We start from the raw sequence: 24,861 nt of genomic DNA, 5'->3' as shown, positions 1-24,861 counted from the left end.
AAGAGAACCTCAAAACCTTTGTCCCTTTGAGCCTTTTCAAATTATATAAAAAAAGACCTTTCAATTGAAAGGTCTTTTTTTATATAATTTGAAATTTAATGTTCTTTTATTTTTTCGAAAGTAGTAGTCAATGATTTTTTGACTTTTGCCAAGGCGCCACTAAAAGCTTTTTCAAGCGTATCGGCGTGTTCTGTAACCGTTAGAGGCTGTAGTTTTGCTGTACGGACTTCGATTACGCATTTTTTATCGTTTAAGCTGAATTTCTCACCATTTTCATCTCCAAAATGTACTTCTACGCGGGTTATTTTTTCCTCAAAACGGGCTAATCCTTTTTCCAGTTCTCCTGAGAAATACGTTTCTAATCTCTCGTGTCCTTCTATGTTTTTGTCGGTATTGATTTGAATTTTCATATCGTTTTGTATTTTAATGATTATTCTCAAAGCTATCTTAATTAGAATGAAAAGACAAATGAGTTAGTAAAACATTATGAAAATAATTGAGGTTTGTTTGCGTACTGCTTGTCATTCCCAAGAAGGAGGAATCTTCATTAACTGCTGCGTCCTAAAATTTATAGTATTTAGAATTTCCGCAACACAAGCACCTAGATTCTTTTTAATGTCATTGCTCCAAAAACGCAAGACTTTCCAATTGTGAGATTCTAAATAGTGATTGACTTCAATATCGCGTTGTATATTTCGTTCAATCTTTTTTATCCAATATTCTGAATTGGTTTTTGGTTTTTTTCTCGTTTCCCAATCTTTGCCGTGAAAGAATTCGCCATCAACAAAAATGGCAATTTTTAGATTTCTAAAAGTCAAATCTGGAGATCCAAAAACTTTTTTATTGTTTTTTCGGTAACGTAATCCTATATGCCATAATGCTTTTGCTAAACGAACTTCGTCTTTGGTATTTTTGCCACGAATCTTGCTCATGACTTTTGAACGTTGTTCTGGAGTGAAACAATCCATAATAACTAATTCTTAAATGAGAATAAATTTAAGAATTAGTGTTGCTTTAAAACTTATAAGTTATTTGAACAAAGTTTCATGATTTTCATTGGTGAAAAAATTATTTAAAGTACAGTGTGAAAGCTTTTTATGTTGTATGTCCAATTCTAACCCAATGATTTTTTAAAGCTTCAAGCGAAGGGTCTATGTCTAGGCTTAATTTCTAAGTTTTCTCCATTAATAAGGAAATCAAATAGCCAGCCTCTATTTTCAAATTTATGTTTAAATAAAACCACCCTATTATTGTCATCTAAGGTAAAAAAGCCTTTTTCAAATGCCTTATCATGCATTAAGCAAAGACATAGACCATTATCAGTATTCCCACGTAGATCTTTATTATCTGCCCAACGAGTTATATGTCCACTAACAAGAAATCCTTTTCCTTCAACAGTACATTCAGGATAACAACATTTATAATTAAAATTAAGCTTTACATTTTCAGAAAAATCTTGATGACCAATCCTTTGTTCTAATTCTTTTATTACCGTATCTGTTTCAACTTTAATTTTTAAATCCGCCCTTATTTCTGATAAAACACGAGTTACTTTGGAAGATAAAAAACTATCGAATTCCGAAAAATATGCACCGTTAAGGCATTGTAATTTTTTGTTTTGAATCACATAAAAAAGTCTTTTTTTATCTTCTTTTTCTTTAATTTTATTCTTGTTGAAATAGTTTCGTAATTCATTATCGTTTTCAATAAAAAAATCAGATAATGGAATTGGTGGATTTAAATCTTGATAGTCTGTTAACTCAGCCTTATAAAATGAATTACTATAGCTCCATAGATGCTCACTAGAAGACGGTGTGCTATCTGCTAAGTATCCATCAGTCAATGCTGTTGAATAACCAACAAATCTTTTGATACCATTAATTTCTCTAATATGAAAAACTAAATCACCTTTGACAACTCGACTAACTAAATTCCAAAATGGCCAATTGTGGCCATCAGCTTTTTTTGTTGGAGCCCAAACACTTTCTGAAAAGTTCCAACCAGAATCATATTTAGTTTGGTTTATTCTTAATTCTAACCAGATCATAAATATTTTTTTGAAATATTTTTTAACTCAATTTTAAATTTATCAATTTCCTTAGACCAATCATCATTTTCTAAAATATTTACAAATGGATTTTGAATCATTATTGGAGCGTAGCTTATTTCATCCATTCTTTTTCTATTAACCAAATAAATCCAATATTCATCTTCCTTTAAGCTGGCTACATGATATTCATTTTTTGACCAAAAAAAATATGGGTTTTCCCCTTCGTACGATTTTACTTCGATGAATCTATTATGTTCTTTATCAACGTTATTGTTAAATGATGCTATATCATATCCTTCATTCACTATATATTCTGCTACCCAATCGATTTTTACATTTCCTAACCTTTTCTTTTCATAATTTAAAACAAACTTTTCTGCTATTATTCCATTAAGTTTTTTTTGTTCTAGTTCATTTTCTAGTTCATTTGGTGAAATTTTTCGAAGTGGTCTTTCTAAAAATTTCTTTGCTAAAGTATAATTTTTAACGATTACGAAACCTTCCTTATCCGTTTTCGCTAATAAACCTAAATTTTGTAAAACTGTAAAGAATATTCTATCTTTAACTTGTACTGAAAAAATATTTATAGAAATATCGTCATTTACTACTGTAAATTCCGAGTTAATGAATAAGGATTCATTTAGCTGTTTGTTAGTGATAAGTATTGAATAGTAAAAAAAAATTAATTGTTCTATAAGTCTACCCGAATGAATTTTTAATTTTATATTTATTCTTTCATCAGTAATATCAATGTAATTTGACTCTAAAAGAAAAGTTATAATAAACTTAATATCTATATCTTTTAAATTAGTCGTACGTGTTAAATTATAAAAAACATTATTTATATTTTCATCTGTAATTTTTGAAAAGTAATAAAGACCTTCTGTCAATATTGCCTTATTGGATTGAAGTAATAAATTTTCTTTTTTATCGAGATCTATAATCATCTATAATTGAATTAATTAAAATGTCTCTTTCGTTTTCAATATTTTCTTCAAAAAACGGAATATCTTGTTCTATAATATCCATCATTCTTCTAAACTTTGATTGAACTCGATTATGAATATCACTATCTGCTCTTCTATTAGAAACAATATGAAAATAATTTGTTTCATATGATACCTGATTCATGCTTTGGTCTAACCAAACTCTGTGAATTCTATCTCTTGATTGAACATATGGTGCTGCGGCATACCATTGCTCAAAATATATGGCATTATGACAAATTTTGTGCAAAGAAATGGATTCGCCTAGTACGATAGGATTTGAGATAATATAGTCTAAATCAGAATTTTTAAATTTATTAATAATGTTTTCTCTTGTAACTTCTTCTTCATAATTGTCATCATTTGATGTCTTCCTTGTTTCTCCTATGACATAAGCCCCTTTAAGCCCAGAAGACTCCAAATATTTATGAAGTCTTTTTATTGAATCAATAAAAATGCCCCATAATATTACTTTACCTTTATTTCGAACGATTTCCATAACTAAATTCTTCACTAATATATGCTTGGATGGAATATATTCAGATCCAAGATTCCGTACTTTTTGACATAATGAATTACCTAGAAGATTTTCTAATAATATTCTAGAATCGGCCAATTCAAAATTTTCTTCCTGAAAACTTAGTAATGATTTATTTAATAGATTTAAATTATTACAACATTGTATCATTCGAAAGTGAATACTTTGCCGATTAATTTCAATATCATTAGTAGAAATAGTAGCTTCTAATCTATCATAAACTTCAGATTCGAGACTAGATAATTGATTATATGTAATTGGATGATCGACAAAAGGAGGTAAATTTAAATCTGATTTTTTTATTCGTACAAAAAAAGGTTTGATGTTTTCAATTAACTGGTTAATATCTGACTGTATAGGATTTTGAGTCAGACTCCTTAAGAAATCTGGCCTGAATCCGGAAACATTTCTTTCAGGGTAAATGAATTTGAAAATATTATAAAGATCTTCATATCCATTCGGGACTGGTGTCCCGGTTAAAATTATTCTTGATTTGGCCCAATTTGCTAAATTAAGAATATTACCAGCCCAAATACCAGCTAAACCTTTGAATTTATGGGCTTCATCGCAAACTAGCATAACATTATTTGATTCGGATTTTAAAAATATCATTAGCTCATCTATTAAAGTTGGAACAGATTGATAAGTAATCAAATATAGTTCGTATTCGTTAGGAGTAATTCCTTTTAAAATCTCTTTTTTTATACTTACAGAAACTTCTCCATTAATTCTGAAAGATTTAGGCCATCTTCCAAAACACTCATAATATTCTTGTTCCCAAGGGCCAAATGAAGAAGGTGGGCCAATAATTAAAAGTTTATTTACATATTTATCATCTGTTTTATCTAGACTATTTAAATAGGCATAAGCGGAATACACGATAGATGTTTTTCCAGCACCAGGAACTGAAAAATTACAAGAATTTTGAGAGTAAGACATATGATAGCCGCTAAGAACCTGTAATTTGTATAAACGTCTTTTTGATAACTTTGTATCAATAACATCACAAAATTTTTTAAATTCCTTTGCGTCATAGGTGTTTTTCCATATGGTTCTGGCTTTATTTGAAAATTCCAAGAAATTTTCTTGATTTTTTATTTCTTGAGCAATTACGTTATTAAATTCAGAGTCAAAGTTGAAATCGATTAATTTTAATTTTTTTTGAATTGAATTTTTAAAATTAAAAAGATATTGTTTGTCTTTAAATTGTTCATTGATTAGGATAATCTTATTATGATTTGTATAATCTGATTCAAAATTTTGACGTAACCAATGCCTAACTTTTGGTCTGTTTAAAGGTTCTAAATTTCCAGTAAATTCAACTCTATTATCAAAATAGAAAACATTAATGGAAGACATTATTTTATATCTCTTTTTAGAGTTTCAGCAATTTTTCTTATTCTATCAATATACCTGTAATTTGTTTCAATCCGATTCTCATCTTGTAAAATTAGAAGCAGTTTTTGATTTAATTCAACTTTGCCTGTGGATTCAAATAAATCTTCATCAATAAGGTTTATAAGTTTATCTAAGGCATCTCTTAAAAATTGTTCAGGTTTATCATCGTTTTCTTTATCTCTTAACTTTGAATCTGCAATACCTAAGGCACTTTTAAAAGCACTTGAGGCTTTTTCTGCCCATATTTTGTCTATTTTTTTTGCAGCATCTGCATGAGAAAGCCCATCTTTTTTGACAACTTCTTCTAAATCGGGAACTTCAATGTCTTCTATCGACTCAAGATTTTCAATAAAATCAGACCATATTTTAGGGTTGCTAAAAATTGCTCTATCCTTGCTGTTTTTGAAATACCGCTCTCTAATTTTTTTTGAATCCCAATTGCCTTTTTGCTTTGCCTCAGCATTGTAGTTCCATCTTATTAAATCAAAACCACAAGTCTTATAGTTGTCTATGTCATCAGTATCAATATCCCATCCTACGACCCCTTTTCCATCAGAATATAACTTATGTATATTTTCCAATTTAATAAATAAATCCTCAGTATTTTCTAGTCTACTCCACATTTTATTAAAACCAATGTAATCAAGATATTCCAGCATTAGTTTTCCAATTCTATACATTGTTTTTACCTTGCTAACATTTTGGATTTTCATTATTGTGCATAATTCCTCATATTTCATACGGGCTGATGTGACTTCGATAAAATTATCTACAAAATCCATAACTCGGATGTATGGTTCTATAGCGCCATAACTAACCTTTTCGTCTTGTCCCATTTGAATTTCGGCTTCAAGACGCTTAATTTGATATTCTTTCTCACCTCCATCGCTGTAAGTATCATCTAAAATAATAGCACGAAATTGACGATTCAAGCCTTCTTTGTTTAATTCTCGTGCAATCATGAAACGTCTATTCCCATCTACAATTATACCATCTCGTGTTATAACGCCTGGAATTATTTGCTTTTTATCTCTTATATCCTTTAGAGTCTTTTTATTATCTGATTCTGTTTTTTCCCATATCCATTTATGAATTTTTTCATTTACTTCATCAACACTTAACTCTGATAAATCGGTACCGTTTACCTGTGTGAATTCAATAACTTCGGTCCCAATTCTACCATTTAAATAATTAAATCTCAATAAGCTGGTTGGAATCTCGTAAACTTTTTCATTTCTAGTTTCCCCTTTATAATATATAGGATAAGTGCCATCATATTTTTCAGACTCTTTTATCTTTTTTATTTCTACCTCAATGTTTGATGCATTCATATTTCTTTAATATTAGCAGTTGTAGATATTTTATTTATTGCATATAGAGCAAAAAGTTGTTTAGTAGGTACAGTTTTTTTTAGGAATATGACAGTCTCGTTTTGAATGAATTCAGGTTCATCAATTGTAATTTTTTCAATAATATTTCTTACTTCATCAACAAGTCGAGTTGGTTCTAAAAAATTGCCGTTAGATTTTTGGTATTCAAACATTGTTTGGAGTTTTTTGGCATCACCTATTTTTTCAGAAAATCCATTATTAATTATTTTTAAAAAATTATTTCCTCCTTTGAATTTTAAAATGATAGATTCAATTTTTTTAAAATAATCATCTTCAATATGTTGTATTGGAAATCCTTTTCCTGTCCCGTATTGAATAGATGTTCTCCACTTGCCGTCTGTTTTATTGTTTTTTTCAATATTGTAATTTGAAAGTGTAACTGTCAAATTTCCTTCTTTAAGAGGCTGCCATCTACATCTCGCATTTTTGTTTTTTATAGGAGGATTGTCAAATACTTTTTGACTATAATTATTTAAGTTTAGGACTCCTTTTAAATTGGGAATACAATTGACGATTAGTTCTTTTTCTTGTTTAATCCCTAATGAGCTTAAAACGGTTGTAGCAAATGCTCTGCTCACAGAAGCACAAACTGCATTTCCTACCAATCGCCATTTCGCGCCTTCGGAACCAATAAATTGATATGTTATAGGGAAACCCATAATTATTGCAGCTTCTCGTACTGTAGGTAGTCTATATTCTCCATCGCCTTTTCTGTTGACTTCAGATTTATAAATTATTGATTCTCTAGAATTTGCTATTTTTGTAGCGGTAATGGTTCTACTTGGGTTGTTTTCATTTTCTGGAAATGACATTTTCCCCATAAATGGATGATTAGTTTTCCAATGTCTTGAAAATCTCCACTCTGCTTCATAGACACCAGTGTCATAAAAATGATCTGTTATTTTGTCTTGTTCAAGTTCAATAGAATAAAGTATATCCTTAATTAATTTGTTACTCTTTTTCTCAAATGGTGAGGGAAAATTTTTTCTAATCAATCCTATTGATTTATAAAGAGGTAAGTTCAGTTCAGTCTCCTTTTTTTGATGAGTTGGTGAAGGAATAATTAATTTTTTCTTTTTTATAATTTCACCAGAAATAACCCTTTTTCTCGATTGAATTGAGCCATAATCTGCAGAATTTATAATAGATGTATTGTCGTATAAATCGATTGCAATATTTAGAGGACCAATTCTATGTTTCTTTGCCCAATCTTCAAGGCCAAGATCTTTGAAAGTATACGATGTTTGTAAATATCTTTTTGAGTTTACGACATTCTCCATAAACCAAGCCTTCAATATTGAATTTGGCTTATGTTTTTTTACAGCAACAATTCTTAAAAAAGTTTCAGTTAATGAAACCCCAAGAGATTTATCAGCATTCCCAGATTTATTGGAACTTGAAAAACTTACACATGGGGGGCTTCCAACAATAATATCCGTGTCAGGAACAGCCTCAATTTCTTCAATTGAATTTTTAAAATCTAATATGTTTTTGACTTCACAATTTAAATTAAAATTATGATTATAAGTATCCACTGCAGGCTTCCAGTGATCATATCCGTGTTTTATATCAAAACCTTGTTGCCTAAAGCCTTCGGAAAACCCTCCCGCGCCACAGAAAAAGTCGACTACGGTTAATTTATTCTTCATAATTAAATAATTCTTGAATGTTTACTTCCAGAGCTTTTGCAAGCTTTTCAATAATTAGTAGGGAAACATTTCTTTTTCCTTTTTCGATATCAGAAATATAGGTTCTGTCTATGTTGGCAATATTGGCCAAATACTCAATAGAGTATTGTTTTTTTTCTCGTAGTGCTTTAATTTTAAAGCCGAAGTTTTCTTTCAAATCTATCACCGGATAAATGTAAGGATGTAGTGACGATTGTCCGGATGACTACTGTCCTCATTTGTAATTTATTTTGATGTCTTTTCCTTACAAAAAACGCCAATCATTTCTGACTGGCGTTTAAAATATTTCTAAAAAATTTCCTGATGAATCCAAAACCCATAGCCCAGATAGAAGCGACATCCTTTTATGGTCTCGTTTTTTTCTAACGAGATCATAAAAGATATAGCGGAGAGCAGGACACGAGAGATAGCGAACTGACGAAGTAAATAGCTCCTGACTCTTCGACTTCGCTCAGAATGACAGTTTATTTATCCTTCTTCCCCCACTTGATTTTTATTTTTCCGGCATCATCAACGGCTACTAAATTCAGTATGATTCCGCGGGAGCGAACGGCATCGCGCTCGGCATCGCTGGGAAGGTTGACATCGTTTTTGGAGTTTCGGAGTGGGATGGTGAGGGCTAAATTGGTGCCTGCGCCAAACGAATAGATTCCTTTGGCATCCAGATTCAGGACACTCGAACTGACGGTTAGCGTATTGATGTCTATTAATTCTCCTCGTAAATTGAGGTTGCCGGATAAATCGCTGAAAGTAATGTTTTTGACATCGCGAAACGGAAAAGCAAATTTGCCGACTTTTACGATAGGTTCAAAATTAAGTAAAGCACCCTGAACGACATTAAAACTCAGATTTCCGCGCATGGAATTGGTAATCATTTCACCTTTGCTGTTGATTAAAGCGGAGACATTGGCCTTGCTGCTGAGTTTGCCACGGATGTCATTGGGATTAAAGGACAGGATTCCGAAATTGTTGAACGAGCGCAAAAAACCTGCAATATCAACGCGGTGAACTTGTGCGTTGCCACTAAAAATATAATTTTTGTCCTGAGGTGTCATAGCGCCATTAAAAGTAACGCTGCCTCCGGAAGTCTGCACGGAACCATTTTTGACCAATAGTCTGGAATCGATCATTTGGATAGTGGCTTTGGTGTTGGTTGCGGTTAGTTTATTGTAGGTGATTTTATCGGCTTTGATGTCGATTATGACGGAACATTTTTCGATCGCAGTTCGCAATTGATTCGAAATCGTGTTTTTTTTCTTCAGTTGGTTTGCTGTTTTTCTTTTATGAGAAACCGCCAGAACGGCCAGTAGTTGTTTGACATCAATATTGGGGCAATAGACATCCCAGTTTACAATCATTTTTTCGGGCGCATCATAATACAAATTCAGGAAATTGTCGATTTTGCCTTCTATAAACATGGTGCTTTTTTTGTGCGTGTAGGCAATTTTTCTAACGATTAACGCTTTTTCGGTAAATTCAAGCTGCACATTGGTTTTTGTAGCGTGAACATCATTCGGAATGTAATGAAACGAGGTGTTACTGACATTTACGTCGCCTGTAAAACGAGGCTTGTTGATGTATAAATTGATAATGTCAAACCGAAATTTTAAGTTGGCTGTGGCATGGCCTTCTGAAAACTGAATCCATTTTTCGCTGCTTATTTCGTTTAGTTTTGTTATATCAAAATCAGAATTCACGATACCCGTTGCAATAGGTTTTCTTATATCACTGATCACAACCTGCGGAATTTTAAGTGGAATATCCCGGTAGTTTCCCGTAAAACGAGTCAGGATAATGGCTGAATTGGCGTCGTTGAAACCATTTTTTGGTTTGAAATTATTGGTAAAAATGCCTTTAAAAGTACAGTCGGTAATTAATCCGTCAGGAATACTCAGTTCGTTGTTTTTAATTTCGGCCTGCACGACAATCTTCGGATCACCTTTGTCATTAAAATCACCTTTTATGTTGCAATTAACATCGATTTCTTTTTTTAAATCAAATCTATTAAGCCTGGAACTGATGTTTGCCGATAATAAATTGGAAGCATTTTGCCATAAAATGGACGTTTCGATATTGATTCCGAAAAGTGCATTGCCTTTGGCCAGATTAAAAAACGCATTGATGTCAAAAGCGTCTGTTCCGATTTTCAGGTTTTTAGTGACTACCTCAATTTTTTCCTTTTCGGCCGAATAGGAAACCGCAAAAAATCCTCTGAGTCCTTTTTGTTTGGCAAAACTGCCGAGAACAGTATTAAAAGCCAAACCGCTGATTTGGGTATTCAAAAATACATCGGTCTGCCAGTCATCTCCATCATAATCTACTTTCGATTTTAAACTTTCGATATCAAAATCAAACAATTTATGTCCGATTCGGTTGTCTAAAGTAAAATGAACTTTGTTGAGATCGATTTGGTCAATGGTAGTTTCGGATTCGTTTTCGGGAGAATTTTTCTTTTTAGGTTTAAAAATATTGGCGTTCGAATAACCGTCTTCGGCTTTGTAAATGTAAATATTGGCGTCGTTAATCAGTATTTTATGAATGTTGATTTCATTTTGGAGGAAGCTCCAGATATTTAGGCGTGCTTCGATTTCTTTGGCTTTCAGTAAAGTGTGTTTATGGGTTTTCCATTTATTGTCCCGGAGTTCAACATCTTTCAGGGCGATCGTAAAATTCGGAAATCCTATTAAAAACTTATATTGAAAATCGCCAACATGAAATTTCCCGTTGATGTTTTCATTGATTTTAGTGTTGAGTTTGGCTATGATTTCGGTTTTGTTCTGATTGAAATAAAAAGACAAAGCACCGCAGGTAATAAGAAGGAGTGTAATACATCCTAAAATAAAAAAGCCAAAGTTTCTGGCGTATTTTTTAAACCGGACAGATTGCAAAAAGTTTTTTATTTTATGTAAAGTTACTCTCATCAGAACGATTTTTCTTAAAGATAAGATAAAAATCCAGTTATTGCCGAAACACAGGCGTATTAATAATAGGTTTACTGTTAATATAATTATTGACGATACATTTATAATCAAAACTAATTTGGGAATGACGTTTGATTGATTTAAAATTTCTAAATTTGTACTCAGGTTTAAAACTTATTAAAAAATTGTCTCCCTGAGGAAAGTCGAAGGGATAAACTTAAAATAAATTATTATGGCATTAGCAATAACAGATGCTACTTTTGATGAAGTAGTTTTGAAATCAGATAAACCGGTAATGGTAGATTTTTGGGCAGCATGGTGTGGTCCTTGTAGAATGGTTGGTCCAATCATTGACGAACTAAGCAGCGAATACGAAGGTAAAGTAGTTGTTGGAAAAGTTGATGTAGATGCAAACCAGGAATTTGCTGCCAAATATGGTGTGCGTAACATACCTACCGTTTTGGTTTTTCATAACGGTGAAGTAGTAGGAAAACAAGTTGGAGTTGCTCCAAAGCAAACCTACGCAGATAGTTTGGATGCTTTGTTGTAATCGTAAGATTATGATTCATATAAAGAAGGTTTGGCGAAAGTCAGGCCTTTTTTATTTATAAAAGTTTTTGCCACGAATTTCACAAATTTTCGCTAATTGAATTGAAAGGATTAAAATAAACCCATTGGTTAATCAATGTCACCCTGAGCGGAGTCGAAGGCTTGTTAGGTAAAAAGGCTTCGACTCCGCTCAGCCTGACACCTATTTTGAATTACATCCAACGAGTTAAAATGATTTTGTTTCACGCAGATTTTGGCAGATTAAAGCAGATTAATTTAGATATTAGTTGTGAATAAATCTGCGTGCATCTGCTTAAATCTTTTTAAAATCTGCGTGAAATTTTTAATATGCAGCTTTGCTTTGCCAGTTCGCTATCGTTTGGGTTGTGCAAACATTTTTAATCTTTGAGAATCATTTAATCTGTGGCAAACCTTTTTAAGCAGTATCAAAATAATATTATTGAGAATTAGTGAAATTTGTGGCAAACATTTTTTTATTTTTAACGAATCATATTTTATTCCTTTAAAAATGAAAATTTTCTACAGCTTTATTAGTTTTTTTTCGATTATTACAATTGGTTTTTCTCAATCAAAACAAAAAGAAAATACTTTTTTAGATAATGGCGTTTCAGAGCAAATGGCTATTTTTCGAAAGCATCAGATCTCCAATGTTTCTTATGGATTGTCTTTTGAAATTCCGAAACAGAAAGATCAGGAAATCAGTTCCGGTTTAATTTTAGAGTTGACGTTGTCTGATTTGAGCCAGCCTTTATATTTGGATTTTAAAGAGAGAACCCGGAATATCAAAACAATTCAGGCAAACGGAAAAAGCATTCCTGTTGATCATCAAAAAGGACATATTGTTATTCCCGCTGAAAGTCTGATTTTAGGGCAAAATAAAGTTATTATTTCCTTTATTGCCGGCGATTTATCGTTGAACCGAAACGATGATTTTTTATATACTTTATTGGTTCCGGATCGTGCGAGTACATTGTTTCCGTGTTTTGATCAGCCTGATATTAAAGCGGCTTATAAACTGAGTCTTACGGTTCCCAAAGACTGGTCGGTTTTGGCCGGTGCCGATGTGAAAACCAAAGTCGAAAAAGGAGATTTTATCACTTACACTTTTGGGGAATCAGATAAAATGAGTACGTATTTATTTTCTTTTGTAGCGGGAGTATTTAAAAGTGTAACACAAAAGCCGGGCAATTTAGAAATGACGATGCTGTATCGCGAAAATAATCAGGAAAAGATACAAACCAGTACCGATACGATTTTCAAATTACACCAACAATCTTTAGACTTTTTAGAAAAATATACCAATTATAAATTTCCTTTTCAAAAACTGGATTTTGCTTCGATTCCGGTTTTTCAGTATGGCGGAATGGAACATGTTGGTGCGATACAATATCGTGAATCAACCTTATTTTTGGATAACAGTGCCACCGATAGTGAAAAATTAGACAGGGCAAAACTTATTGCGCATGAAACTTCGCATATGTGGTTTGGAGATTTGGTGACGATGAAATGGTTTGATGATGTCTGGATGAAAGAAGTGTTTGCGAATTTTATGGCAGACAAAATCATGAATCCGATTTTTCCGAAGGTCAATCATAATTTACAGTTTTTTACCGCTCATTATGCCAGTGCTTACGCGGAAGACCGATCATTGGGGACACATCCGATTAAACAGAATCTTGCTAATTTGAAAGATGCCGGTTCGCTTTACGGAAACATCATTTATAGTAAAGCACCCATAATGATGCGTCAGTTAGAAGCCTCGATGGGAAAGGAAGCTTTTCAGAAAGGGATTGAAAAATACATTAAAAAATACGCCAACGATAATGCGGACTGGAATAATCTGGTTGAAATTCTGGATGCTGAAACTCCTCTGAATCTGCAGAAATGGAGTAAAGTTTGGGTCAGCGAATCCGGAAGAGCAATTTTTACGGATAAAATAGAATACGATGCACAAAACCGAATCAGGAAATTTGAAATTCAGCAAAAAGCCGAGGATAAATCAAAAAATGTCTGGCCTCAGGTTTTTCAGATTGGTTTGGTTTATTCGGATACTGTGAAAGTGGTAAATGTTATTATAAAAGAGAAAAACCTTAATTTGAAAGAAGCAGCCGGACTTAAAAAACCGCTTGCAATTATTTATAATTATAATGGTTTTGGGTACGGCGTTTTTCCGCTTGACGGGAATAATTTAAATTATATTTCAACATTGAAAGATGAGGTAGCACGTGCTTCTTCGTACAGTAATCTTTATGAAAATACGCTCATTGGGAATGTTTCCCCGGAAAAAGCTTTTGATTGTTTTTCCAGAGGAATTCAAACGGAAGAAAGCGAATTGGTTTTGAAAATTGCATCTAATAATTTGAGTGCTGTTTTTTGGAGATTCCTCACAGAAAAGCAGCAAAATAATGTGCAGAAACAATTGGAAGATGTTTTGTATAATCGTCTGCAAACTAATCTATCTGCGAATATCAAAAAGACATTATTCAATTTATTCAGTTCCATCGCGTATTCAGATTCGGCGAAAGCCAAATTATATCAGATTTGGAATAAAGAAGTTGTGATACCGAATTTAAAATTAAACGAAGACGATTACACCAATATCGCGATGAACCTGGCTATATTCAAACATGAAAAGGCGGATGAAATTCTAGAAAAAACCAGAACGACAATCACGAATCCGGACAAGCAAAAGCGATTTGAGTTTTTATTACCATCATTATCAAAAGACGAATCGGTTCGAAATACTTTTATGGAATCGTTAAAAGATGATAAAAACAGAGAGAAGGAATCCTGGGTTTCTATTGGTTTGGCGAATATTCATCATCCATTGCGTCAGGAAAGCGCACAGAAATATATTCGTTTTTCGTTAGATTTGACAGAGGAAATTCAGCGTACGGGAGATATATTTTTTCCGAAAGACTGGTTAAGCGGAACGGTTGGACGTTATTCTTCTAAATATGCTTTTGATGAAGTGCAGCGTTTCTTAAAAGAAAACCCTAATTTTAGTCCGATATTAAAACGAAAATTATTGCAGGCAACAGACGGTTTGTACCGCGCTCAAAATATTAAAAAAGAAACCGAATGAAAATTGAATCGGAAATAGAGAAAGTCTCCAGTTTTCAGCATCTCGAAATGCTGGCGAATCAGGTTGTGGAAGGTTTTATATCCGGAATGCATAAAAGTCCGTTTCATGGATTTTCGGCTGAATTTGCGGAACATAAAGTCTATAATGCCGGAGAAAGCACCAAACACATCGATTGGAAGTTATTCGCCAAAACGGATCGTTTATACACCAAACGTTTTGAGGAAGAAACCAATTTACGCTGTCATATTATTGTCGATAATTCGTCGTCGATGCATTATCCGGAACTAAAATCGAATCAGCCTTTTTATGAAAAGAAGATTGGATTCTCAGTTTTGGCATCGGCAGTATTGATGAATATTTTAAAGAAACAGCGCGATGCTGTGGGTTTAAGCGTTTTTTCAGATAGCTACGAATATTACGCTCCCGAAAAAGGAAGCGACCGTCATCATAGAATGCTGCTCAATAAATTAGAACAGTTATTAGAACAGCCAAAAGTCAAAAAAAGCACCGATACAATTACATACCTGCATCAGATTGCGGAGAAAATGCACCGTCGTTCGATGATTATTCTGTTTACGGATATGTTTCAGTCAGAAGACGATGAAAAGCTTTTTAACGCTTTGCAGCATTTAAAACACAATAAACATAAAGTGGTTTTGTTTCATGTGGTTGATAATGACACAGAACTAAAATTTGATTTTGATAATACGCCACGAAAGTTTATTGACCTGGAAACAGGTGAAGAAGTATCGATTTTTGCAGATAATGTAAAAACTGAATATGAAAAAAGGGCAGGAGAGTACTTTAAAAAACTGGCTTTAACCTGCGCGAAGAACCAAATTAAGTACGTTCCGGTGAATGTAGGGGATAATTTTGAAAAAATCCTGACGACATATTTGGTTGAAAAACAAAACTTTGGCTAAGGATTTAAAAGTTTATTTAATTTTTTTCAGCAAAACACTTGCAGAAACGAAATTCTGTACTATCTTTGCAACCGCAATAACGCAGAGGTTTGGTAGTTCAGTTGGTTAGAATACATGCCTGTCACGCATGGGGTCGCGGGTTCGAGTCCCGTCCAGACCGCAATATTGGGAGAAGCCTTTCTTAACGGAAAGGCTTTTTTGCCCAAATACGGTATCTAAGATTAGTTGTGTTGTTTGCTACGAATTTGTAACTCGTAGCTCGGTTTAGTAGTTAGACCAATGAAAAGCTTTCCACTTTGTGGATGGCTTTTTTGATTTAAATAACTTTCGGTTCCCTACTTTAATAGAAATCAGGACATTAAAAAAATAACGGTTTTATTTGTTTAAAAAACGCGAAAAACCTTGTAGGATCGAAGTTCTGTTGTATTTTTGCAGTCACAATAACGCAGTGGGTTTGGTAGTTCAGTTGGTTAGAATACATGCCTGTCACGCATGGGGTCGCGGGTTCGAGTCCCGTCCAGACCGCAATATTGGGAGAAGCCTTTCTTAACGGAAAGGCTTTTTTTATGATTAGTAATTAAAGACTTTGCTGATGTAACTTTTGTGTCTCACAATTGGATTAAAGATTTTTTCACGCAGATTTTGGCAGATTAAAGCAGATTTATTTTTTTAATAATTGATCTGCCCAAATCTGCTTAAATTTTTTTTAAAATCTGCGTAAAAATAAAATCCTTATAATCATTTTATCTGTGGCTAAATAAAAACTTTGCGACTCTGCGGCTTTGCGAGATTCAAAAAAAATCTTTGGGAATCTCTGCGAAAAACCTCCGTGAATCTCTGTGAAATAACCCTTTATTACCCTATCTTGCAATCGTTAAAAACAAAATATAATGAAACAGCAATGTGTTATTTTTGATATGGATGGCGTAATCTGTCACACGAATCCACATCATGTAAAAGCTTTCGAGGCCTTTTTCGACAATTATAAAGTTCCTTATTCAGAAGAAGAGTTTGAAGAACATATGTACGGAAAACATAATGGGTATATCATGAGTCATTTCTTCAAGCGTTCAGTCGCGGGAGATGAACTTAAAAAACTCGAAGACGAAAAAGAATCCATGTTTCGTGAGATTTATAAGGACAAAGTCGAAACGATTCCGCATTATCTGGAGTTTTTGAACGAACTTAAATCCCGTAACTTTAAAACTGCTGTTGCCACCTCTGCACCGCGAGCTAATCTTGACTTGATTATAAAAGCGTTGAAAATCGAAGACAAAATGGATTCTATGATGTCAAGCGAAGACGTAAAACACCATAAACCTGATCCTGAAGTGTATCTGAAATCTGCAGAACGTGTTGGTGTTGCCCCATCTCATTGTATCGTTTTTGAGGATTCTTATTCAGGAGTTTCGGCAGCGCTAAATGCAGGAATGAAAGTGGTTGGTGTATTGAGTACCCATACAAAAGAACAGCTTCCGCCATGTAACTTTTATATTAATGATTACAGCGAAGTTAATGTTGAGAAGGTTTTGGATTTATTAAAAGCTTAGGCACTTGTGAAAAGTAAAAAGAGAATTCTAAAATTTTAAATCCTATAAGAAATATAAGTTCATTTAAATAAATGAGCATAATTTGAATAGGTTTTTTATGTTTGAAAAGAGAATGGCTTTAGCCGAAAATTTAGTATGGTCTGGGCTTTTGCTTACGAAAAAATAAAATAGAGTTGGACACATATATGCGCTCAATTTAAAAAAGAAATCTGGCAACCTTTGTTATCTTGATTTTGCCTAAACTTTAAATTATGAGTACAAATAACTTTTCAAAAGAAACCGAAATAAGACTAACAGAGTTTTTTACCAATGTTATTGATCCTAAAGATATGGCAAAGACAATACGACAAGTAAATTATATATTGGCTTTAAGTGCATTGAGAGAATCCGAAACCGTACAATCTGAAATTAGGAATCTTGAAAACAGTTTTTATTGTATGAATAGATTGGCAGAAGCCTTAGACCCTTATTTGGATGTTGAGTGAAGAGAGTTTGTTTTACGTTTAGTTTGTCATTCAGAGGAACGAGGAATCTTCGCAAGAAACTCGACAACAGTGTGTTCTCAGCGCGTGGGATTCCTCGTTCCTCTGAATGACAATATTGGGGTTACTTTGTGATTTCGGCAAAAGCCTAAAAACAAAAAAGCTTCTGATTTCTCAGAAGCTTTTTCAGTGCGGATAATAGGACTCGAACCTACACGCCTTGCGGCACCAGATCCTAAGTCTGGCATGTCTACCAATTTCACCATATCCGCGTAATTGTGGGTGCAAAGATAAGCATAACTTCGAATTTTCAAAGCAATTTTGCAAAAAAATATTTATTCTCTTTTTTGTACTTTTGAGATTATATAAAAAATTATTTAAATGGAAGATATAAAGTCATACGTTCAACAACATAAAGATCGGTTTATCAATGAATTGATCGAATTATTAAAAATTCCGTCGGTAAGTGCCGACACTGCCTATTCGCAAGATGTAATTGATACGGCCGAGGCTGTAAAAGTAAGTTTAGAAAAAGCAGGCTGCGATTTAGTTGAAGTTTGTGATACTCCTGGTTATCCAATTATTTACGGAGAGAAGATAATCGACTCAAATCTGCCTACCGTTTTAGTGTACGGACATTATGATGTTCAGCCACCGGATCCAATGGAATTATGGACATCACCGCCATTTGAACCCGTTATCAAAACAACCGAAATTCACCCTGAAGGAGCCATTTTTGCACGTGGAGCCTGCGATGACAAAGGGCAAATGTACATGCACGTAAAAGCTTTGGAATATATGGTGCAAAGCAATACGCTGCCTTGTAACGTGAAATTCATGATCGAAGGAGAAGAAGAGGTTGGTTCTAAAAGTTTAGGCTGGTTCGTAGAACGCAATCAGGAAAAATTGAAAAACGATGTGATACTAATTTCGGATACCGGAATGATTTCTAATCAACAACCGTCAATTACAACAGGTTTGCGTGGTTTGAGTTATGTTGAGGTTGAAGTTACAGGTCCAAACCGTGATCTGCATTCAGGATTATACGGTGGGGCAGTAGCGAACCCAATTAATGTTCTGGCAAAAATGATCGCTTCGCTTCACGACGAGGACAATCGTATTACAATTCCGGGTTTTTACGATAAAGTTCAGGACTTATCATTAGAAGAAAGAGCCGAAATGGCCAAAGCGCCTTTCAGTTTAGAAAAATATAAAAATGCCTTAAACCTAAATGATGTATACGGCGAAAAAGGCTATGTAACGAACGAACGCAATTCGATTCGTCCAACTTTAGACGTAAACGGAATCTGGGGCGGATATCAGGGCGAAGGAGCAAAGACAGTTATTGCGAGCAAAGCTTATGCAAAAATCTCCATGCGTTTGGTACCCAATCAGGATTGGGAAGAAATCACAGCGCTTTTCACGAAACATTTCATCAATATTGCTCCGGCGGGAGTTACGGTAAAAGTCACGCCACATCATGGAGGTCAGGGTTACGTGACGCCAATCGACAGTATTGGTTACAAAGCGGCTAATATGGCGTATACTGAAACGTTTGGAGTACCGGCAATTCCGGTTCGTTCCGGAGGAAGTATTCCGATTGTGGCATTGTTTGAAAAAGAACTGAAAAGCAAAACTATCTTAATGGGCTTTGGATTGGACAGCGATGCCATTCACTCGCCAAACGAGCATTTCGGAATCTTCAATTACTTAAAAGGAATCGAAACTATTCCGTTGTTTTACAAGTATTTTGTAGAGCTTTCAAAATAGAAAAGTTGTCATATCGGGCAAAGTAAGGATTCGTTCCCATCATAAATCCAAAATCCGTTTAGCAATAAGCGGATTTTTTTTGAGTTTTGATATTGATATTGCCATTGAAATTTGCCATTGATATTGTGCTGGGCGTTCCCTACGGTCCGGGCTTTCGGCTAAATCTTTTATTTCGTTATCACTTTGAATAGCCTCCAGCTTTAGCTGGAGTTTAAAATGCATTAATTACGAAGCAGGCTTTAGCCAAATAAATCTCCGATTTGGTTTGAAAATCTTTACGAAAATTCGGCTAAAGCCAATTCTCTCTTTCTTTTTACTATGATCTCCAGCTAAAGCCGGAGGCTATTCATCAAAATCTTTCTCTCTGTACCTTTGGTAAAACTTTCTCCAAAATGTATTTTAGGTTCAGAAAAGGGAAGACTTGTTCGTGTACAGTATAGTTTACCAATAACGATTCAAACTAGTAAATAGAAATAAAAAAATCCGCTCCCGGAAACAGAAGCGGATAAAATTAAAAACTAAAATATTCTCAAAAAAAAGTAATCAGAACTAAAACAAGTCCGGATTGTATCCAAAATAAGGCATGGTTTGTTCGTTGAAAACAACACCATACTCTTCTAATTCTTTTAAAATAGGTAAATAAACTTCTTTTTTTATAGGAAGCTGAACGCCGGGAGCTGTGATTTTTTTATTCAAAATTAATAATGTTGCAATTGCAACCGGCAAACCAACTGTTTTTGCCATTGCAGTATAGGTTTGGTCATCTCCAATACAAACCATCTTAGAATCGATTTGTTTTTTCTCTCCATTCAATTCATATCCGAATTTATGGTACATCACAATCATATCTTTGTCATCGGGTTCCAATGTCCAGCTGTCGGAAAGTATTTTTTCTAAAATCTGTGCAGGTGTAGCATTCTTTAAATTGACTTTTTTGTCAGGATTAAACAAATCAAGCTCCAAAAGCTTATCCCACATAATATCGTCCTGATCGATTTTTAAAATCAAACGCATTTTTATTTCGACAGAATCCGTTGGATGATAAGGTAAAAAAGAGTTTGTAAACTGACGATAACTCATGTCTTCAGAATCTTCCATGATATAACTGTCATCAGTCATTCCTAATTGTACAAACATATTCCAGGCTTTCGAAAAACCAACCCTTCGGATTGTTCCTCTATACAAAGTCAGAATATCATCTAAACCGTAAATTGATCTGTATTTTAGTGAGTCCCGGTTTGAATAGGCTTCAAACTTACCGTAGCCTTCAACTTCAAGAAACTCGGTTCTGCGGAATAAACTTCCATACGGAATGTATTTGTAAGTGCCTTCCTGAATAAATTTTGCTGCTCCGCCTTGTCCTGCCAGAACTACATTTCTTGGTGCCCAGGTAAATTTATAATTCCATAAATTATTATCACATTCAGGTGCCACTAAACCACCGCAAAAAGATTCAAAAAGTAACATTTTACCTCCTTTTTCCCTGATTTCATCAATAACTTTCATGGCACTCATATGGTCTATACCAGGGTCAAGACCAATTTCATTCATAAAAATCAAATTGCTTTTTTTTGCCTCTTCGTTTAAAACGAGCATTGCATCGCTTATGTATGAGGCGGTTACAAGATGTTTTTTGAATTCTAAACAATCTTTCGCGATTTCAATATGTAAATGGGCGGGCAGCATCGAAATCACTATCGAAGCATTTTCTATAGCAGTTTTTCTTTCGGTTACATTAAAAATATCTAAAGCTATTGGAGTGGCATTAGGGTGATTATTGATTTTTTTTTCGGCTAAGGCCAAAGATAAATCTGCCACGATGAGATGCAGGTTTTCGCTCTCTGATTTTGATAAAAGATAGCGAATCAAAGACGATGCTGATCTTCCGGCTCCAATTATTAGAATTCGTCTCATTATTTATATATTTAACACAAACATACTAAATTGTTACAAAAATAACAATCGATAGCTTGAAATATTTTAATTTAAACAGAAACAAAGTAAACCAGTTTTTTTTGAAAAGTGTATTTGAAATGTTTTTTGTTTGATTGAATTAAGACTATTTTTGTGATATAAAAACAGATAAAATGGAAAGAAAAATAATTTTGACAGGTGCTTTTCTTGGAGTGTTGGCTATTATTTTAGGTGCTTTTGGCGCACATGCTTTGAAAGCGGTATTATCTGCAGAGCAATTGGCGAGTTTTGAAACGGGTGTTCGTTATCAAATGTATCATGCTTTCTTTTTGTTTTTTGTTGTTAGCAGAAAAGAATTCTCTTTAAAAGCACTGAAAGTAATATATAATTTAGTGGTAATCGGTGTGCTTTTCTTTTCAGGTTCCATTTATTTACTGACTACAAAAAATGTAACATCAGTTGACTTTAAAATTATAGGATTCGTAACTCCAATAGGCGGATTACTATTAATCTTCGCCTGGATTGTTCTTTTTGTTACAATTTTTAAGAAAAATTCACAAAATTGAATTTTGAAAACCCTATCTGAAAATTAATTCCTAATTTTGTTGCATATATAACATGAATCTTTATATGTGTTATTTTTTATACTATTTACTTTAATGTGTAAAATATTATAACAAAGCAGATAAGGATTATTGTATTATAAATGGACAATTTAAAAACTAGGTTATAATATCAATATTAAAAATTTATGGACACTCATACACTTTCCTCGCAATCGATTTCGTTAAAAGAATTAGGTATTGAAAATGCAGCCGTTAGATACCAATTATCAGCTGATGAATTGCATACGATTACTTTGCAATCAGGTCAGGGTGTTGAAAATTCGACAGGAGCATTGGCAATTAATACCGGCGAATTTACCGGAAGATCTCCTCTGGATCGTTTTATAGTAAAAGATAGTATAACGGAAGATAAAGTTTGGTGGGGAAAGGTAAATATTCCATTTTCATCAGAAGCTTTTGAAAAACTATATAATAAAGTAACCGGCTATTTATCCAATAAGGAAGTTTTTGTTAGAGACTCGTATGTTTGTGCTGATGCAAATTACAGATTAAATGTTCGTGTAGTAACAGAAACTGCCTGGTCTAATTTGTTCTGTTACAATATGTTTCTAAGACCTGAAGAAAGTGAATTAGCAAATTTCACTCCGGATTGGACGGTAATTTGTGCACCGGGTTTTATGGCAGATCCTGAAATAGATGGAACACGTCAGTCTAATTTTGCTATTTTGGATTTTACTAAAAAAGTAGCACTCATTGGCGGAACCGGTTATACAGGAGAAATGAAAAAAGGAATTTTCTCGGCTCTTAATTTTATTTTACCGGTTTTCGAAAATACTTTACCAATGCATTGTAGTGCGAATGTTGGTGAAGCTGGAGATACAGCTATTTTCTTTGGTTTATCAGGAACAGGAAAAACAACTTTATCCGCAGATCCGGCACGTAAATTAATCGGGGACGATGAACATGGATGGACAGCAGAAAACACAGTTTTTAATTTTGAAGGCGGCTGTTATGCTAAAGTTATTAATTTAACGGAAGAGAATGAGCCGGATATTTTCAGAGCAATCAAAAAAGGAGCGCTTTTAGAAAATGTAGTTTTCAAAGCGGGAACGAATGAAGTTGATTATGATGATATATCAATCACTCAAAATACACGTGTGAGTTATCCAATAACCCATATCGATAATATTCAGCCGGGTTCAATAGGACATAATCCTAAAAATATATTCTTCTTAACGGCAGATTCTTTCGGAATTTTGCCTCCAATCTCAAAACTGACACCAGGTCAGGCTGCTTACCATTTTATTTCAGGATATACAGCTAAAGTTGCCGGAACAGAAGCCGGAGTTACAGAACCACAACCTAATTTCTCGGCTTGTTTTGGCGCACCGTTTATGCCTTTGCACCCAACACGTTACGCCGAAATGCTGACCAAAAAAATGAAAGATGCAGATGTAAAAGTTTGGTTGATCAATACTGGCTGGACAGGTGGTGCTTACGGAACTGGAAGCCGTATGAAACTAAAATATACCCGGGCAATGATTACTGCTGCATTAAACGGTGAACTGGATAATGTAGAATATGTAAACCATACAGTATTTGGAATTGCAAAACCACAAAGTTGTCCAAATGTTCCAAGTGAAATTTTAAATCCTAGAAATACCTGGGAAGACAAAGATTTATATGATAAAAAGGCAATTGAATTAGCTCAGAAATTCAAAGCTAATTTTGCCAAATTTGAAGAGTTTGCCAATGCCGAAATTTTGGCTGGTGCGCCAATAACAGAATAAGGAAAATTACTAATTCAAACTAAAAAAAGCTGCTCGTCATGACGAGCAGCTTTTTTGTTTTGTTCCAGGTTTCAAGTTTAGTTTGTCAGACTGAGCATTCTATGATAAAAAACAACAAAAAGTACTAAAAAATTACGATGCAAATTTATAGGTATTTATATATGGAGTTTCCCTTGCTATAACAGCAAAGACCCTGCTTATAAGTTTGCATCTGATATTATTTAAAACCAACATTGAGTTTTTGCCTTCCACTTTTTTCTTATTGTAATATTCCTTTAATTGTGGATCATATTTTAATGTTGTCATAGCGCACATTTGCAATAGTGACTTCATTTTTTTATCAGCCATATGATTCACTCTGGTCCTTCCTTTTACACTGGAACCAGAGCTATGTTCAAAAGGGGCAACACCAGAGTAACAGGCAAATTGCCTCCAGTTTTTAAACGCTGTAAATCCTTTTGTTGCAATAATCAAATACACGCTGGTTTGTTCTCCGAGCCCGGGAATTGATCTGATAAGTTGGATTTGTTTGGTTAATTGATCGTTTGATTTAATTATTTCTTTAATTCTCGACTCAATTTTATTGATCGAATTTTTAATAGATTTAGCCAGAGCCTGGTTAATTTGAGATACTTCCCTGAAAATTATTTTATCTGTAAAATCTTTATTTTCTTTTGTAGCTTGTATAAGCAATAAGGCTTTTAGCATTTTTTCTCTTTCGGTATAAAGAATTTTTAGTTTTTGAATCTCTATGCCTGTTAAAGTAAATAGTTTTAATTTATCTATGTTTCTGTAACTGTAATAAGAAATATCCCTGGCATCAATTTTATCATTTTTTCCTCTTGAAATTCCTTTTGATTTTTTTATTTCAATCGCAGGAACAATCCATAAATCCAGATTGAGTTTTACTGAAGCACTTGATATATGATTGGTATAAATACCTGTGTTTTCACAACAAAAAAGAATATATTCTTTATTAACCTGCCTGCTCATATTTTTGATAAAAACAGAAATGTTTTTGATATTATTTTCTATGCTAAAATGCTCTGACCTAAGAGTTGAAGCATCAAGAATATTAATATCTAATTTAGCTTTTGATACATCAATGCCGACATAAAATGAATACTTTTTCATAACTTTGAATTTAAGATAAACAAAAATGTTGAACTTCTTTAGAGCCTTTATTAGACCGCTATGTCTATCATTCTATTTGAAGCAATTCAACGGGATTCAAGGGGA

Annotated in this window: 19 protein-coding genes and 3 tRNA genes; 10 read left to right on the top strand and 12 right to left on the bottom strand. The window is 33.7% G+C overall.

Annotation, left to right across the window (positions count from 1 at the left end; genetic code table 11):
• Window positions 1-95: 95 nt before the first annotated feature.
• The 9 genes from ACEN92_RS13190 to ACEN92_RS13150 all read right to left on the bottom strand — a co-directional run bounded on the left by ACEN92_RS13190 (window position 96) and on the right by ACEN92_RS13150 (window position 10,972).
• The gene (locus ACEN92_RS13190) at window positions 96-410 is read right to left on the bottom strand and encodes an HPF/RaiA family ribosome-associated protein (RefSeq protein ID WP_495638822.1); all 315 of its coding nucleotides are present in this window, start codon (window positions 408-410) and stop codon (window positions 96-98) included.
• Between the two features lie 111 nt (window positions 411-521).
• Window positions 522-968 carry a very short patch repair endonuclease gene (locus ACEN92_RS13185; RefSeq protein ID WP_495638821.1) on the bottom strand — a complete coding sequence of 149 codons (447 nt, stop codon included), beginning with the start codon at window positions 966-968 and terminating at the stop codon, window positions 522-524.
• Between the two features lie 170 nt (window positions 969-1,138).
• A complete protein-coding gene (locus tag ACEN92_RS13180; protein ID WP_495638820.1) occupies window positions 1,139-2,047 on the bottom strand; it encodes a hypothetical protein in 909 nt (302 codons plus the stop codon).
• On the bottom strand, window positions 2,044-2,997 hold the full coding sequence (locus ACEN92_RS13175; RefSeq protein ID WP_495638819.1) for a protein NO VEIN domain-containing protein: 954 nt from the start codon (window positions 2,995-2,997) through the stop codon (window positions 2,044-2,046). The genes ACEN92_RS13180 and ACEN92_RS13175 overlap by 4 nt, the downstream gene beginning before the upstream one ends.
• Entirely contained in the window at window positions 2,978-4,933 is a 1,956-nt protein-coding gene (locus ACEN92_RS13170) for an SNF2-related protein (protein WP_495638818.1), read from the bottom strand. Before ACEN92_RS13170 ends, ACEN92_RS13175 begins: the two co-directional genes overlap by 20 nt.
• Window positions 4,933-6,303, bottom strand: coding sequence for a ParB N-terminal domain-containing protein (locus ACEN92_RS13165; RefSeq protein ID WP_495638817.1), 1,371 nt, complete (start codon window positions 6,301-6,303; stop codon window positions 4,933-4,935). The genes ACEN92_RS13170 and ACEN92_RS13165 overlap by 1 nt, the downstream gene beginning before the upstream one ends.
• Window positions 6,300-8,012 carry a DNA cytosine methyltransferase gene (locus ACEN92_RS13160; protein ID WP_495638816.1) on the bottom strand — a complete coding sequence of 571 codons (1,713 nt, stop codon included), beginning with the start codon at window positions 8,010-8,012 and terminating at the stop codon, window positions 6,300-6,302. Before ACEN92_RS13160 ends, ACEN92_RS13165 begins: the two co-directional genes overlap by 4 nt.
• Window positions 8,002-8,217: a helix-turn-helix domain-containing protein gene (locus tag ACEN92_RS13155; protein ID WP_495638815.1), complete on the bottom strand. Its 216-nt coding sequence runs from the start codon at window positions 8,215-8,217 to the stop codon at window positions 8,002-8,004. Before ACEN92_RS13155 ends, ACEN92_RS13160 begins: the two co-directional genes overlap by 11 nt.
• A gap of 298 nt (window positions 8,218-8,515) precedes the next feature.
• Window positions 8,516-10,972 carry an AsmA family protein gene (locus ACEN92_RS13150; RefSeq protein ID WP_495638814.1) on the bottom strand — a complete coding sequence of 819 codons (2,457 nt, stop codon included), beginning with the start codon at window positions 10,970-10,972 and terminating at the stop codon, window positions 8,516-8,518.
• 232 nt (window positions 10,973-11,204) lie between these two features.
• Here ACEN92_RS13150 and trxA point away from each other — a divergent pair, with 232 nt between their 5' ends.
• The 7 genes from trxA (at window position 11,205) to ACEN92_RS13115 (ending at window position 17,585) form a co-directional block, all read left to right on the top strand.
• A complete protein-coding gene (trxA, locus tag ACEN92_RS13145) occupies window positions 11,205-11,522 on the top strand; it encodes a thioredoxin (RefSeq protein ID WP_007805142.1) in 318 nt (105 codons plus the stop codon).
• Between the two features lie 528 nt (window positions 11,523-12,050).
• Window positions 12,051-14,627, top strand: a complete 2,577-nt coding sequence (locus ACEN92_RS13140; RefSeq protein ID WP_495638813.1) for a M1 family aminopeptidase — start codon at window positions 12,051-12,053, stop codon at window positions 14,625-14,627.
• Window positions 14,624-15,550, top strand: coding sequence for a DUF58 domain-containing protein (locus ACEN92_RS13135; RefSeq protein ID WP_495638812.1), 927 nt, complete (start codon window positions 14,624-14,626; stop codon window positions 15,548-15,550). Before ACEN92_RS13140 ends, ACEN92_RS13135 begins: the two co-directional genes overlap by 4 nt.
• Window positions 15,551-15,636: 86 nt before the next feature.
• A tRNA-Asp gene (locus tag ACEN92_RS13130) sits at window positions 15,637-15,710 on the top strand.
• 291 nt (window positions 15,711-16,001) lie between these two features.
• Window positions 16,002-16,075 (top strand) — tRNA-Asp (locus tag ACEN92_RS13125).
• A 365-nt stretch (window positions 16,076-16,440) separates the two neighbouring features.
• The gene (locus ACEN92_RS13120; protein ID WP_495638811.1) at window positions 16,441-17,100 is read left to right on the top strand and encodes an HAD family hydrolase; all 660 of its coding nucleotides are present in this window, start codon (window positions 16,441-16,443) and stop codon (window positions 17,098-17,100) included.
• 251 nt (window positions 17,101-17,351) lie between these two features.
• A complete protein-coding gene (locus tag ACEN92_RS13115; RefSeq protein ID WP_495638810.1) occupies window positions 17,352-17,585 on the top strand; it encodes a hypothetical protein in 234 nt (77 codons plus the stop codon).
• A gap of 187 nt (window positions 17,586-17,772) precedes the next feature.
• On the opposite strand, the gene ACEN92_RS13110 is transcribed toward ACEN92_RS13115, so the two are convergent.
• Window positions 17,773-17,854, bottom strand: a tRNA-Leu gene (locus ACEN92_RS13110).
• Between the two features lie 109 nt (window positions 17,855-17,963).
• On the opposite strand from ACEN92_RS13110, the gene ACEN92_RS13105 reads away from it, so the two are divergent.
• Complete coding sequence (locus tag ACEN92_RS13105) at window positions 17,964-19,352, top strand: dipeptidase (RefSeq protein ID WP_495638809.1); 1,389 nt, start codon at window positions 17,964-17,966, stop codon at window positions 19,350-19,352.
• A 549-nt stretch (window positions 19,353-19,901) separates the two neighbouring features.
• On the opposite strand, the gene ACEN92_RS13100 is transcribed toward ACEN92_RS13105, so the two are convergent.
• Complete coding sequence (locus ACEN92_RS13100; protein WP_495638808.1) at window positions 19,902-21,266, bottom strand: saccharopine dehydrogenase family protein; 1,365 nt, start codon at window positions 21,264-21,266, stop codon at window positions 19,902-19,904.
• A gap of 173 nt (window positions 21,267-21,439) precedes the next feature.
• Between ACEN92_RS13100 and ACEN92_RS13095 the strand changes: the two genes are divergently transcribed.
• Both ACEN92_RS13095 and pckA read left to right on the top strand, forming a co-directional pair.
• Complete coding sequence (locus ACEN92_RS13095) at window positions 21,440-21,832, top strand: DUF423 domain-containing protein (protein ID WP_495638807.1); 393 nt, start codon at window positions 21,440-21,442, stop codon at window positions 21,830-21,832.
• 185 nt (window positions 21,833-22,017) lie between these two features.
• Window positions 22,018-23,622 carry a phosphoenolpyruvate carboxykinase (ATP) gene (pckA, locus tag ACEN92_RS13090; protein ID WP_495638806.1) on the top strand — a complete coding sequence of 535 codons (1,605 nt, stop codon included), beginning with the start codon at window positions 22,018-22,020 and terminating at the stop codon, window positions 23,620-23,622.
• Window positions 23,623-23,754: 132 nt separating this feature from the next.
• Here the strand turns inward: pckA and ACEN92_RS13085 are convergent, their stop codons facing one another.
• Window positions 23,755-24,756: an IS110 family transposase gene (locus tag ACEN92_RS13085; protein ID WP_495638805.1), complete on the bottom strand. Its 1,002-nt coding sequence runs from the start codon at window positions 24,754-24,756 to the stop codon at window positions 23,755-23,757.
• Between the last annotated feature and the right edge of the window lie 105 nt (window positions 24,757-24,861).

The organism is Flavobacterium sp. Flavsp81, assembly GCF_059491325.1.
Note: the sequence above shows the minus strand (reverse complement) of the source record. Positions and strands in the feature narration are given on the sequence as shown.

Bases quoted from the DNA above. Each gene is read 5' to 3' on its own strand.
- ACEN92_RS13135 (WP_495638812.1), top strand. From the start codon at position 14,624: ATGAAAATTGAATCGGAAATAGAGAAAGTCTCCAGTTTTCAGCATCTC.
- ACEN92_RS13105 (WP_495638809.1), top strand. From the start codon at position 17,964: ATGGAAGATATAAAGTCATACGTTCAACAACATAAAGATCGGTTTATC.
- ACEN92_RS13120 (WP_495638811.1), top strand. From the start codon at position 16,441: ATGAAACAGCAATGTGTTATTTTTGATATGGATGGCGTAATCTGTCAC.
- ACEN92_RS13100 (WP_495638808.1), bottom strand. From the start codon at position 21,266: ATGAGACGAATTCTAATAATTGGAGCCGGAAGATCAGCATCGTCTTTG.
- ACEN92_RS13140 (WP_495638813.1), top strand. From the start codon at position 12,051: ATGAAAATTTTCTACAGCTTTATTAGTTTTTTTTCGATTATTACAATT.
- trxA (WP_007805142.1), top strand. From the start codon at position 11,205: ATGGCATTAGCAATAACAGATGCTACTTTTGATGAAGTAGTTTTGAAA.
- ACEN92_RS13175 (WP_495638819.1), bottom strand. From the start codon at position 2,997: ATGATTATAGATCTCGATAAAAAAGAAAATTTATTACTTCAATCCAAT.
- ACEN92_RS13150 (WP_495638814.1), bottom strand. From the start codon at position 10,972: ATGAGAGTAACTTTACATAAAATAAAAAACTTTTTGCAATCTGTCCGG.
- ACEN92_RS13185 (WP_495638821.1), bottom strand. From the start codon at position 968: ATGGATTGTTTCACTCCAGAACAACGTTCAAAAGTCATGAGCAAGATT.
- ACEN92_RS13085 (WP_495638805.1), bottom strand. From the start codon at position 24,756: ATGAAAAAGTATTCATTTTATGTCGGCATTGATGTATCAAAAGCTAAA.
- ACEN92_RS13190 (WP_495638822.1), bottom strand. From the start codon at position 410: ATGAAAATTCAAATCAATACCGACAAAAACATAGAAGGACACGAGAGA.
- ACEN92_RS13170 (WP_495638818.1), bottom strand. From the start codon at position 4,933: ATGTCTTCCATTAATGTTTTCTATTTTGATAATAGAGTTGAATTTACT.
- pckA (WP_495638806.1), top strand. From the start codon at position 22,018: ATGGACACTCATACACTTTCCTCGCAATCGATTTCGTTAAAAGAATTA.
- ACEN92_RS13160 (WP_495638816.1), bottom strand. From the start codon at position 8,012: ATGAAGAATAAATTAACCGTAGTCGACTTTTTCTGTGGCGCGGGAGGG.
- ACEN92_RS13165 (WP_495638817.1), bottom strand. From the start codon at position 6,303: ATGAATGCATCAAACATTGAGGTAGAAATAAAAAAGATAAAAGAGTCT.
- ACEN92_RS13095 (WP_495638807.1), top strand. From the start codon at position 21,440: ATGGAAAGAAAAATAATTTTGACAGGTGCTTTTCTTGGAGTGTTGGCT.
- ACEN92_RS13180 (WP_495638820.1), bottom strand. From the start codon at position 2,047: ATGATCTGGTTAGAATTAAGAATAAACCAAACTAAATATGATTCTGGT.
- ACEN92_RS13115 (WP_495638810.1), top strand. From the start codon at position 17,352: ATGAGTACAAATAACTTTTCAAAAGAAACCGAAATAAGACTAACAGAG.